This is a genomic window from Atlantibacter sp. MEI4A-1023, assembly GCF_056155425.1.
In genome coordinates this window covers 1,912,302-1,924,875 of record NZ_CM149568.1, presented here as the reverse complement: position 1 = coordinate 1,924,875, position 12,574 = coordinate 1,912,302, and the positions used below count along the sequence as shown (strand labels likewise).

The 12,574-nt window shown below is 56.2% G+C and carries 11 protein-coding genes; 3 read left to right on the top strand and 8 right to left on the bottom strand.

Annotated features, from left to right (window positions below):
* Window positions 1–69 precede the first annotated feature (69 nt).
* The 6 genes from fabG to yceD all read right to left on the bottom strand — a co-directional run bounded on the left by fabG (window position 70) and on the right by yceD (window position 4,642).
* Entirely contained in the window at window positions 70–804 is a 735-nt protein-coding gene (fabG, locus tag ACVV26_RS09350) for a 3-oxoacyl-ACP reductase FabG (RefSeq protein ID WP_125292105.1), read from the bottom strand.
* Between the two features lie 13 nt (window positions 805–817).
* Window positions 818–1,747, bottom strand: a complete 930-nt coding sequence (fabD, locus tag ACVV26_RS09345; protein WP_474801143.1) for an ACP S-malonyltransferase — start codon at window positions 1,745–1,747, stop codon at window positions 818–820.
* 18 nt (window positions 1,748–1,765) lie between these two features.
* Complete coding sequence (locus ACVV26_RS09340) at window positions 1,766–2,719, bottom strand: beta-ketoacyl-ACP synthase III (RefSeq protein WP_474801142.1); 954 nt, start codon at window positions 2,717–2,719, stop codon at window positions 1,766–1,768.
* Window positions 2,720–2,725: 6 nt separating this feature from the next.
* Entirely contained in the window at window positions 2,726–3,823 is a 1,098-nt protein-coding gene (gene plsX / locus ACVV26_RS09335; protein ID WP_474801141.1) for a phosphate acyltransferase PlsX, read from the bottom strand.
* Between the two features lie 73 nt (window positions 3,824–3,896).
* Window positions 3,897–4,070, bottom strand: coding sequence for a 50S ribosomal protein L32 (gene rpmF / locus ACVV26_RS09330; RefSeq protein WP_002435125.1), 174 nt, complete (start codon window positions 4,068–4,070; stop codon window positions 3,897–3,899).
* Between the two features lie 50 nt (window positions 4,071–4,120).
* Window positions 4,121–4,642 carry a 23S rRNA accumulation protein YceD gene (gene yceD, locus ACVV26_RS09325; protein ID WP_474801139.1) on the bottom strand — a complete coding sequence of 174 codons (522 nt, stop codon included), beginning with the start codon at window positions 4,640–4,642 and terminating at the stop codon, window positions 4,121–4,123.
* A gap of 139 nt (window positions 4,643–4,781) precedes the next feature.
* Between yceD and ACVV26_RS09320 the strand changes: the two genes are divergently transcribed.
* A complete protein-coding gene (locus ACVV26_RS09320; protein WP_474801138.1) occupies window positions 4,782–5,363 on the top strand; it encodes a Maf family protein in 582 nt (193 codons plus the stop codon).
* Between the two features lie 37 nt (window positions 5,364–5,400).
* Here ACVV26_RS09320 and rluC read toward each other — a convergent pair whose 3' ends face one another.
* Window positions 5,401–6,354: a 23S rRNA pseudouridine(955/2504/2580) synthase RluC gene (gene rluC, locus ACVV26_RS09315; RefSeq protein WP_474801796.1), complete on the bottom strand. Its 954-nt coding sequence runs from the start codon at window positions 6,352–6,354 to the stop codon at window positions 5,401–5,403.
* Between the two features lie 571 nt (window positions 6,355–6,925).
* On the opposite strand from rluC, the gene rne reads away from it, so the two are divergent.
* Complete coding sequence (gene rne / locus ACVV26_RS09310) at window positions 6,926–10,132, top strand: ribonuclease E (protein WP_474801137.1); 3,207 nt, start codon at window positions 6,926–6,928, stop codon at window positions 10,130–10,132.
* Between the two features lie 19 nt (window positions 10,133–10,151).
* Here rne and ACVV26_RS09305 read toward each other — a convergent pair whose 3' ends face one another.
* The gene (locus ACVV26_RS09305) at window positions 10,152–11,099 is read right to left on the bottom strand and encodes a LysR family transcriptional regulator (RefSeq protein WP_474801136.1); all 948 of its coding nucleotides are present in this window, start codon (window positions 11,097–11,099) and stop codon (window positions 10,152–10,154) included.
* A gap of 114 nt (window positions 11,100–11,213) precedes the next feature.
* Between ACVV26_RS09305 and ACVV26_RS09300 the strand changes: the two genes are divergently transcribed.
* On the top strand, window positions 11,214–12,422 hold the full coding sequence (locus tag ACVV26_RS09300) for an MFS transporter (RefSeq protein ID WP_474801135.1): 1,209 nt from the start codon (window positions 11,214–11,216) through the stop codon (window positions 12,420–12,422).
* Window positions 12,423–12,574: the final 152 nt, after the last annotated feature.

Sequence of the window (12,574 nt, the reverse complement as noted above, 5' to 3'; positions counted from 1 at the left end):
GTAGACTGTGCAGACGAGAATCTGTTCAGCGGCTTTTCCTGCCTCTGGCGGCGAGAGGTATAAACATGGTTAAACCATATACATCCCGCCGTTGACGTGCAGAGTTTCACCAGAGATGTAACCCGCTTCATCAGAAGCTAAGAATGCAACCGCACTGGCGATTTCCTTCGCATCGCCTAAGCGACCCGCAGGAACCTGCGCCAGGATACCCGCACGCTGATCGTCAGATAGCGCACGCGTCATGTCCGTTTCAATAAAGCCCGGAGCAACAACGTTCACTGTAATACCGCGAGACGCTACTTCGCGCGCCAGCGATTTACTAAAGCCGATAAGACCCGCTTTCGCCGCAGCGTAGTTGGCCTGACCCGCATTTCCCATGGTACCAACCACAGAACCGATAGTAATAATACGCCCATGACGTTTTTTCATCATAGCTCGCATTACTGCTTTTGACAGACGGAAAACAGATGAAAGATTCGTTTCGAGGATATCGCTCCACTCTTCTTCTTTCATGCGCATCAGCAAATTATCGCGAGTGATACCGGCATTATTGACCAGAATATCCACTTCACCAAATTCGCTGCGAATATTTTCCAGCACAGATTCGATAGATGCCGGGTCGGTCACGTTAAGCATCAGACCTTTACCGTTAGCACCCAGATAGTCGCTGATCGCCTGCGCGCCGCTTTCGCTGGTCGCGGTGCCGATGACTTTTGCGCCGCGCGCCGCAAGGGTTTCAGCAATTGCGCGGCCGATGCCGCGGCTCGCGCCGGTAACCAGCGCGACTTTTCCTTCAAAACTCATGGTATTCCTCGTCTTATTGCTCGAGTGCTGCGGCCAGGCTTGCCGGCTCGTTGATCGCGGACGCGGTTAAGCTGTCTACGATGCGTTTAGTCAGGCCGGTCAATACTTTGCCTGGACCAACCTCATAAAGATGGGTGATATCACGGGAAGCCATGAGCTCAACGCTTTTAGTCCACTGCACCGGGCTGTAAAGCTGGCGCACCAACGCATTGCGGATCTCATCAGGATCGGTGGCGCAGGCGACATCAACGTTATTCACTACCGGGACTGCCGGCGCGTTAAAGGTGATGTTTTGCAGCTCTACCGCCAGCTTTTCCGCAGCAGGCTTCATCAGGGCGCAATGTGACGGCACGCTGACCGGCAGCGGCAGCGCGCGTTTAGCGCCAGCGGCTTTACAGGCTGCGCCTGCACGTTCAACCGCCTCTTTATGCCCGGCGATAACCACCTGGCCCGGCGAATTGTAGTTAACCGGCGATACCACCTGGCCCTGCGCGGATTCTTCGCAGGCTTTGGCGATGGACTCATCATCCAGACCGATAATGGCCGACATGGCGCCAGTGCCTTCCGGCACCGCATCCTGCATCAGTTTGCCGCGTAACTCCACCAGACGGACCGCATCGCTAAACGCGATAACGCCCGCGCAGACCAGCGCGGAATATTCGCCAAGACTATGGCCCGCCATCATTGCAGGGGCTTTTCCGCCTTCCTGCTGCCATACGCGGTATAACGCGACGGATGCGGTCAGTAGCGCAGGCTGAGTCTGCCAGGTTTTATTTAATTCTTCGGCTGGGCCTTGCTGAACCAGTGCCCAGAGATCGTAACCTAAAACCGCAGAAGCCTCGGCGAAGGTCTCTTCAACGATGGGATACTGCGCGGCGATATCCGCCAGCATGCCCACAGCCTGGGAGCCCTGTCCCGGAAACACAAATGCAAATTGCGTCATGTTTTTAATCCTTGTTTATCAGAAACGAACCAGCGCCGAGCCCCAGGTAAAGCCGCCGCCGAAAGCCTCAAGCAGCACTAAATGGCCAGGCTTGATGCGACCATCACGCACCGCTTCATCCAGCGCGCTGGGCACGGACGCGGCGGAAGTATTGCCGTGACGATCCAGAGTCACCACGACATTATCCATCGACATGCCGAGTTTTTTGGCGGTGGCGCTGATAATGCGCAGGTTGGCCTGGTGCGGCACCAGCCAGTCCAGCGAGGAACGGTCGAGCTGATTCGCGACCAGCGTTTCATCAACGATATGCGCAAGCTCAGTCACGGCAACTTTAAAGACTTCGTTACCGGACATGGTTAAATAGATAGGATTTTCGGGCACCACGCGGTCGTGGTTCGGCAGCGTCAGCAACTCACCGTAGCTGCCGTCTGCATGCAGGTGGGTCGAAATGATGCCCGGCTCTTCAGACGCACCCAGTACGACTGCGCCCGCGCCATCACCGAACAGAATGATCGTGCCGCGATCCTGCGGGTCAAGGGTGCGTGCCAGCACGTCGGAACCGATCACCAGCGCATACTGCACCGCGCCGGATTTCACGTACTGATCGGCAATGCTGAGCGCATAGGTAAAGCCCGCGCAGGCGGCGGCGACATCAAACGCCGGGCAGCCTTTAATGCCCAGCATGCCCTGAATCTGGCAAGCGGCGCTTGGGAAAGCATGGGTAGCGGAGGTGGTTGCTACCACGACCATACCGATTTGTTCTTTATCGATACCGGCCATCTCAATGGCGCGCAGCGCCGCCTGATAGCCCATGGAATCAACAGTCTCGTCAGGACCGGCGATACGACGCTCACGAATGCCTGTGCGGGTGACAATCCACTCGTCAGTCGTTTCCACAATTTTTTCAAGATCGGCGTTAGTCCGCACTTGCTCAGGCAGGTAGCTGCCCGTGCCAATAATCTTCGTATACATGTACGCTCAGTCACTCTTGGGTAATATACCCGCCGTTGGTATTGCCGGGGCGTTTTCGCCTTGCTGCAATTCGAAACCTGCGGGATATAAACATTCCAGGCGAGCGGCTATCCGTTGTGGAACCTGCCGCTGCACCGCCTGCACTGCCTGTTCAATCGCCACGCTAAACGCGCGCTGATTAGCTGCGCCGTGACTCTTAATCACGGTGCCGCGCAATCCTAACAGACAGGCGCCATTATACTGGTCGGGGTTGAGGTGACTGAATCGCCTTGAGAGGCTTTTTTGTAACCAGTGCTTTAATAAACGCCACCACCACGACCGTTTTTTCCCTTCTCCCTGCGATTTGAGCAGAGAAAGGAACATTCGTACAACGCCCTCCATGGTTTTGAGTGTGACATTGCCTACAAAACCGTCACACACCAGCACGTCCGTTTTGCCGGTTAATAATTCATTGGCTTCAAGATAGCCAATATAATTCAGCGACGGCATGGTTTTTAGCATAGCCGCCGCGTCACGAATACTGTCGAGCCCTTTGGTTTCTTCTTCGCCGATGTTCAGTAACGCCACGCGCGGTGTCTGAATGCCGAGCACTTCCTCGGCCATCACCGAGCCCATAATGGCGAACTGCACCAGCATCGTACTGTCGCAGGCCACGTTAGCACCTAAATCCAGCACCACGGTTTTGCCTTTTTGCTGATGGGGCAGCACCGTCATCAGCGCCGGACGTTCAATGCCGTCAATCGGTTTAAGCAGCAGCTTCGCAAGCCCCATCAACGCGCCCGTATTTCCGGCGCTGACGCAGGCCTGGGCCCGCCCCTCTTTCACCAGCTCCAGCGCCATGCGCATCGAGGAACCCCGGCTATTGCGCACGGCCTGAGACGGTCTTACATCACTGGCGATAACCGACTGGGAGGCAACGATCTGCAAACGCGAACGTTGTTCAAAATCAGCTTTGGCGAGTAATGGAGTAATGGCGTCGGGATCGCCGACTAAAAGGAGATTCAATTGCGAATTAGAATTCAGTGCCTGCAAGGCTGCAGGCACTGTCACGGAGGGACCAAAGTCCCCGCCCATGGCATCTAACGCAAGGGTTAGACGTGTCAAGGTATCGCCGGGCGACGTTATATCCCCGCATAAACGGGGAAACGACGCTAAGTTTAATCACGCTTGCGCGTGATTACTTAGCGATAACCTTGCGGCCGCGGTAGTAACCGTCGGCAGTGATGTGGTGACGCAGGTGGGTTTCACCAGAAGTCTTGTCAACAGACAGGCTGGTTACAGCGGTCAGTGCATCGTGAGAGCGACGCATGCCGCGTTTGGAACGGGTTGGTTTATTCTGTTGTACGGCCATGGACCTTACTCCTCAATTACGGTTTACCCCGTTTGCGCGGGGAAGACCAATTACTTACGCTTTAAGCTGGCTAATACGGCAAACGGATTTGGCTTTTGCGCTTCTTCAGGCAGTTCACCAAATACCATGTCCGCTTCGGACACTTCACAGTGTTCATGATCATGCACCGGAACCACTGGCAAGGCGATGATGATTTCATCTTCGACTACCGCCAGTAGATTGATTTCACCGAATTCGTTAACCTCAATCGGCTCATACGCTTCCGGGAGTGCTTCAGCCTGTTCGTCTGAACGGACCGGACTGAAACAATACGTCGTGTGAACCTGATGGGAGAACGGTTTCCCGCAGCGCTGACATGCCAACGTCACCGTCACCTTCGCATCGCCGGTTAACACCGCGAGACGTTGGTTATCGATGGCGAAGCGCATGGAGCATTCCACATCGCTGTCCACACTGACAACTGATTCGGCGACGCGCTCCACCTGTTCAGGGGTATACACGCCATGATAATCAAGGCGCTTTTGAGCGGTACGAACCGGATCGAGAGTCAGGGGTAATTTTACCTTTTGCATAGGGCGCGCATATTAACGTCGTAATGTCATAGAGTCAAAGGAAAAGGCGGTATCAACATGCCATTTGCTAATAAATCACACACAGCCTTGTCCACAGTTTAAGATGTCATAAATAGAATCGCGAATTATGGCAGAAAAAATGACCCGACTGGTACTTGCTTCAACCTCTCCCTTTCGTCAGAGCCTGCTTGAAAAATTGGGCCTTCTCTTTATTACCGCCGCGCCAGACTGCGATGAAACGCCTTTACAGGGCGAAGAGGCTCGCCATCTGGTGGTGCGCCTGGCGAAAGAAAAAGCGCAATCCCTGGCAGGCCGTTTTCCGAATCATTTGATCATCGGCTCCGATCAGGTCTGCGTGCTGGAGGGCAACATCACCGGCAAGCCGTTAAGCGAGGAAAACGCGCGTTGGCAACTGACTCAAGCCAGCGGTCATGTCGTCACCTTCTATACCGGTCTGGCGCTGTATAATTCCGCCAACGGGCAGTTACAAACCGAATGCGAGCCGTTTGACGTGCACTTTCGTCATCTCAGCGCGGAAGAAATCGCTGGCTATGTAGAGAAGGAGCAGCCGCTTTATTGCGCGGGCAGTTTTAAAAGCGAAGGGCTCGGCATCACGCTTTTTGACCGCTTAAATGGACGCGATCCGAATACCCTGGTTGGCCTGCCGTTGATCGCGCTCTGCCAGATGCTGCGTAATGAGGGGATAAATCCGCTGGGATAACCTCAAAAAAGCCCGGTACTAAACCGGGCCATTTCTGTTACTTGCCGTTGCGCAGTACGCTCAGACAATGTTTAAGCTCATTATCGAGCGGCGCTTCAACACGCAGGGTCTCACCCGTATTGGGATGCTGGAATTTCAGCGCCGCCGCATGCAGGAACAGGCGGCCCAGCCCGGTATTCGCCAGCTGTTTGTCAAACTCCCGGTCGCCGTAACGATCGTCAAACGCGATAGGATGGCCGGCATGCAGCGTATGCACGCGGATCTGGTGGGTACGGCCCGTCACCGGGCTACAGCGCACCAGCGTGGCGAACGCATAACGTTCTTCCACCTTAAAGCGCGTTTCCGACGGTTTACCTTCGCTGTTAACCCGCACAATGCGCTCACCGCTTTGCAGGATATTTTTCAACAACGGCGCCTGCACCACTTTCACATGCGACTGCCACTGACCGCGCACCAGCGCCAGGTAATCTTTTTGCATCTCTTTGCCGCGCAGCTGTTCATGCAGTGAACGCAGGGCCGAACGTTTTTTCGCCACCAGCAGGACGCCGGAAGTATCGCGATCCAGACGGTGGACCAGTTCCAGGAAACGGGCTTCCGGGCGTAATGCGCGCAGACCTTCAATCACGCCAAAGCTTAATCCGCTGCCACCGTGAACGGCAGTGCCGGACGGCTTATTCAGCACCAGGATATAATCATCCTCATACAAAATCGCCTCGGTGAGCGCGGACACTTTTTGCAGATGCGGCGATACCGCCTGCTCTTCACGCTCGGCGACGCGAACCGGCGGGATACGCACTTCATCGCCGTCTTCGAGTTTATATTCCGGCTTAATACGCTTTTTATTTACCCGCACCTCGCCTTTACGCAGGATGCGGTAAATCATGCTCTTAGGCACACCCTTTAATTGGGTGCGCAAAAAGTTATCGATACGCTGCCCCGCTTCATCAGCGGAAATGGCAACGATTTTTACGGCTGGGGTCTCAGTTTTCATGGTGGCGATTCTAATTATCGACATTCATTAGCGCCACTCATTTTTATATGCTTATACTTACTGTCACCCGGATTCTGGTGGCTTATGAATCACCGGATTGGTGGATATAACAACAATCGGTAATTTGTGGTTAAGAAACTGTGAGTAACCGGGTGATAAATGGCAAAAGTCATCTTGCTATAACAAGCTTAGCAATGGAATAATGCTGAAGTTTTCCGTGTTAAAACTTGTTAAGACAAGGAACTTTGCGGAATTACCAGTTTTGCCTGACCGTTCATCCACGCAGCAATGGCGTAAGACGTATTGAACCTTCAGGCAGTTAGCGGGCTGCGGGTTGCAGTCCTTACCGGTAAAATGGAAGCTTCTCTGGCGAAACATCCCAGGCAGTTCCCCTGATAATTGCGCTGTATTTCCAGATGAAATACAGGCTACCGACACTCTGCGCCTCTTAAGCGAACGACAACCGTGAGGTTGGCGACGTGAATAGTCACGAGGCCATCGGTTCATACCCGGAAAGGCGATATCTTGCCCGCAGCTTAGTCGTCAATGTAAGAATAATGAGTAAGTTACGATGAAAAGAATGTTAATCAACGCAACTCAGCAAGAAGAGTTGCGTGTCGCCCTTGTGGATGGGCAACGCCTGTACGACCTGGATATTGAAAGCCCTGGGCACGAACAGAAAAAAGCAAACATCTACAAAGGAAAAATCACCCGCATTGAACCTAGCCTTGAAGCCGCCTTTGTTGATTATGGCGCTGAAAGACACGGTTTTCTCCCTCTCAAAGAAATCGCCCGCGAATACTTCCCTGCTAACTATGCTTCCCACGGTCGCCCGAACATCAAAGATGTGCTGCGCGAAGGCCAGGAAGTTATCGTTCAGATTGATAAAGAAGAGCGCGGCAACAAAGGCGCAGCCCTGACCACGTTTATCAGCCTGGCGGGCAGCTACCTGGTTCTGATGCCGAATAACCCGCGCGCGGGCGGCATTTCTCGCCGTATCGAAGGCGACGATCGTACCGAACTGAAAGAAGCGCTGGCCAGTCTCGAACTGCCGGACGGCATGGGTCTTATCGTGCGTACCGCAGGCGTGGGTAAATCCGCCGAAGCGCTGCAGTGGGACCTGAGCTTCCGCCTGAAACACTGGGAAGCCATTAAGAAAGCCGCTGAAAGCCGCCCTGCCCCGTTCCTGATCCATCAGGAAAGTAACGTGATTGTGCGCGCATTCCGTGACTATCTGCGCCAGGATATCGGCGAAATCCTTATCGATAACCCGAAAGTGCTTGAGCTGGCTCGCCAGCACATCTCCGCGCTGGGCCGCCCGGATTTCAGCAGCAAAATTAAACTGTACACCGGCGAAATCCCGCTGTTCAGCCACTACCAGATCGAATCGCAAATTGAATCCGCGTTCCAGCGTGAAGTGCGCCTGCCGTCCGGCGGTTCTATCGTTATCGACAGCACCGAAGCGCTGACCGCTATCGACATCAACTCCGCACGCGCGACCCGCGGCGGCGACATCGAAGAAACCGCGTTCAACACCAACCTGGAAGCGGCAGATGAAATTGCGCGCCAGCTGCGCCTGCGTGACCTCGGCGGCCTGATCGTTATCGACTTTATCGATATGACCCCGGTGCGCCACCAGCGTGCGGTGGAAAACCGCCTGCGTGAAGCCGTTCGCCAGGACCGCGCGCGCATTCAGATTTCCCATATTTCACGCTTCGGCCTGCTGGAAATGTCCCGTCAGCGCCTGAGCCCTTCTCTCGGCGAATCCAGCCATCACGTGTGCCCACGCTGTAGCGGCACCGGCACCATTCGCGACAACGAATCTCTGTCCCTGTCGATTCTGCGTCTGATTGAAGAAGAAGCGCTGAAAGAGAACACCAAAGAAGTTCACGCCATCGTTCCGGTGCCGATTGCTTCTTATCTGCTGAACGAAAAACGTGACGCCATTACCGCCATTGAAACCCGTCAGGGTGGCGTGCGCGCGGTGATTGTGCCGAACGACCAAATGGAAACGCCGCATTATTCGGTACTGCGCGTGCGTAAAGGCGAAGAGACCAAAACGCTGAGCTACATGCTGCCGAAGCTGCATGAAGAAGCAATGGCCATGCCGTCTGATGAAGAGCCAGCCGAACGCAAGCGCCCGGAAGAACCCGCGTTAGCGACCTTCGCAATGCCGGACATTCCGCCCGCGCCGCAGGAGATCCCTGCCGTTCAGGAAGCACCCGCTAAAGTTCAGGCCGCGCCGCAGCCTAAAGTCCCGCAGGAGGCTAAACCTGGTCTGCTTTGCCGCTTTATCAGCGCGCTGAAATCCCTGTTCGCCGGTGAGCCTGCCGCACCTGCTCCCGTGGCAGAAGAGCCGAAGAAAGAAGCCGTTGAAGAGAAGCAGCGTGGCGATCGCCGCAATAACCGCCGCCAGAACAACCGCCGCGATCGTAACGACCGCCAGGGCCGTGACAACCGCGATAATCGTGAAAACCGTGAGCCGCGTGAACCACGTGAGCCGCGCGAGCCGCGTGAAGAGAACCGCCGTAACCGCCGTCAGGCCCAGCAGCAAACGGCTGAAGTGCGTGAAGTCGCCATTGACGAAACGGAGCAGGCCAAAGGCCGTGACGAGCAGCAGCCGCGTCGTGAACGCAGCCGCCGCCGTTCTGATGACAAACGCCAGGCACAGCAGGACGTTAAAGCGCTTAACCGTGAAGAGCATCCGGAGCAGGATGCTGAACAGGAAGAACGCGTTCAGGTCATGCCGCGCCGTAAACAGCGCCAGTTGGCTCAGAAAGTCCGCTTCACAAACGATGTGGTCGAATCAGAAGCGATTGTCGATGTTGAACCGCAGGAAACCGCGCCAGCGCAGCGCACCGAGTTGGCGACCATCCCGCTGCCTGCTGTGGTTGAAAACGAGGCCGCCGAGCAGGAAGAAAGCGTTGAAACCCGTGCTGATGCAAACGGTATGCCGCGACGCTCCCGCCGTTCGCCGCGTCACCTGCGCGTAAGCGGTCAGCGCCGTCGCCGTTACCGCGATGAGCGTTACCCGACTGCGTCCCCGATGCCGTTGACCGTCGCGTGCGCGTCACCGGAAATGGCCTCTGGCAAAGTCTGGATCCGCTATCCGGTCGCCCAGGCGCCTGTAGTTGAGCAGGTTGAACAGGTTGAACCGCAGGAACAGCCGGTTGAGCAGGCAGCGATTCAAATTGCGCCAGTGGTCACCGACGTTGCGGAAGCGGCACCGGTTGAAACCACCCATCCGCAAGTTATCGCCGCGCCGGTAGATGCCCAGCCGGAAATCATCGCGCCGCAGGACGAGGTGGTTGCTGAGCGGGTTGCAGAAGAAGCCAAACCGGTGGACTCTGCCCCTGTTGAAGAAGAGGCACAAGGTGCCGCGCAGGAAGAAGCCATCGTGGTTGAACCCGTTGCGGAAGAAAGCATCGCTGATGCGCCGCAGGAGCACCCTGCCGCGCATGACGTTGAGCCGCAGCCCGCAGTGGTTGAAACACCAAAAGCAGACGTTGCCGCGCAGCCTGAGCCGGTTGTTGAACCCGTGAAAGTTGAAGAGCCGGTGAAAGCGGAGCCGCAACCTGAAGCGACACCGGCTGCCGCTAAACGGGTTGCCAGCGCGCCGATGACCCGTGCGCCTGCGCCTGAATACGTACCGGAGCCGCCGCGTCATAACGACTGGGTGCGTGAACCGTTTGACTTTAGCGGTAAAGGCTCTGCCGGCGGCCACAGTGCCAGCCATCAGGCTACCGCACCTGCCACCCGCCCGGGCCAGGCTAAGTAACCTCCCCACAAGCCGGTCTTTATGACCGGCTTTTTTTTGGCTTCTCCGGCGGTTGCATCCCCATCAGTCCAGGCAGAATTTCACGCATTAAATCGAGGAATTTACGCAATCGTGCTGGGTAGTAGCGGCTGTACGGATAAGCCAACCACACCGGCAGCGGCGCCGCCTGCCACTGCGGCAGGACATGAACCAGTTTGCCCTCTTCAAGATCCTGCGCCACGATCCACGCCGAAACGATACCCACGCCTAACCCCGCCAGCACCGTCTCTCTGACCGCGTACAGACTATCGGTACTCAAACGCGGTGCGATAGTGAGCGAGCGCGTGTCGCTGCCTGCGATCTGTTTCAGGGTTACTTCCTGCTGATAAAACAGGTTTAGCGCCACCCAGGGCAATGCCGCCAGCGCCTCAGGCTCGTTAATCTCGGGATATTGCGCCAGCAATTCCGGCGTCGCGACCACGATACGCGGCACTTCCGCCAGCAACACCGAAATGGTCGACGGGTCAGGCTGCGCGCCGAGGTGGATGGCGCAATCAATATTCTCGCTGATAAACAGCGGCGCTTTGTCGTTCAGCATCCACTCCACATTCATCTGCGGATACTGGCGGAGAAACTGCGTTAACGGCGCGATCAACTGCTGTTGGCCGAAAGCGTGAGGCGCACGCACCCGCAATGTCCCGACCGGTTCATCCCCGGCGTTGCGCAGGTCATCTTCCAGCCTCATCCAGTGGCCCGTCACGGTTTTGGCGTGCTGATAACAGCGTTCGCCATCGTCAGTGAGCTTCATCGCGTGCGTGGTACGTAGCAACAGCTTGCAACCCAGCATTTCCTCCAGCGATTTAAGCCGTCGGCTGATGGTCGCCTGCGTGGTCGTTAACTGCACCGCTGCCGCGCTTAGCGAGCCGCTTTCAATAATGCGAATGAAAGTATTCATCAGCTCAATTCTGTCTATACGCTCATTCTTCATTATTTTTTTCCTGTTATACGTATCACGTATAACCGTTTTATCAGTTGTCCTTCTACCGCGCCAGCGCGGCGTGACTGACAATCCCTCTCACTGTCAGACAACGAGGATTTCTCCATGAATACGCTTTCTCCTTCAGCCTTACTGCGGACGTTACTGGTGCTGGCCACCGCAGCCGGATTCAGTGTGGCGTCAATCTACTATGCCCAGCCGATCCTGCCGCAAATTGGCGAAAACCTGCATCTCAGCATCGCCAGCCTCGGGCTGATCCCTACCCTGACACAGGCGGGTTATGCGCTGGGTATCTTGTTCCTGTTACCGCTGGGTGACCGTTTCGATCGCCGTCTTATCATCCTGATTAAATCCCTGGCGCTGGCGCTGATGCTGATGCTGTACAGCTTCTCGACGGGGGAACACAGTCTGCTGGCGTTAAGCCTGCTGCTGGGCGCCTCAGCCACTGTGGCGCAGGACATCGTTCCCGCAGCCGCCATCCTGTCCACCTCAGGCAAACAGGGTAAGGCAGTAGGGATGGTGATGACGGGATTATTGCTGGGGATCCTGCTCTCCCGTACCGTGAGCGGGCTTATTAGCGCCGCCTGGGGCTGGCGCATGATGTACCAGTTGGCAGCGCTGAGCGTCGCGCTGGTGGGTGTGGCGCTATGGCGGGTACTGCCGCGTTTTGCCGCCCAGTCAGCGTTAACTTACCCGTCGCTGATGAAATCGATGGTTTCCCTGTGGCTCCGTCACCCTGCATTGCGCCGCGCGGCGCTGGCGCAGGGCCTGTTGTCCGTCGGGTTCAGCGCCTTCTGGTCGATGCTGGCGGTGATGTTAAGCCAGCAGTTTCATATGGGCAGCGCCGTGGCGGGAGCCTTCGGCATTGCGGGAGCCGCGGGCGCGCTGGCTGCGCCGCTGTCGGGTTCGCTTGCGGATAAAGTAGGTTCAAGCCGGGTCACGCAATATGCCGCCGCACTCGCCACGGTGTCATTTGGGCTGATGTTCTTTCTTCCCCTGCTCTCGCCCTTCTGGCAACTGGTGCTTATCGCGCTGTGCGCCGTTGGTTTCGACCTTGGGCTGCAATCCTCACTGGTAGCGCATCAGACGCTGGTCTACCGCCTCGATCCCCAGGCGCGCGGCCGTCTTAACGCGCTACTGTTTACCGGCGTGTTTATTGGTATGGCGGCAGGCTCCGTGCTCGGTAGCGCCATGTGGGAAGAGTATGGCTGGATGGGAGTCGTGATGCTGGCAGTTTTGGCCAGCGCAGGTAGTCTGCTGGTGCGGATGACTGAGCGTCGTCAGCCTCACGCTAATACTCGTGCTTTATATTAGTGAAATCCTAAAACCAAGGCTTATCGCGCGTACGATCGTTCATTTGAGATAATATTCAGCCCTGCATCACCCTTGTCTAAACCACTGATAATTAATATCAGTCAGCATTACGATGATCAAAGCCCGGCGATATGGATTGCATCGGGCACGAT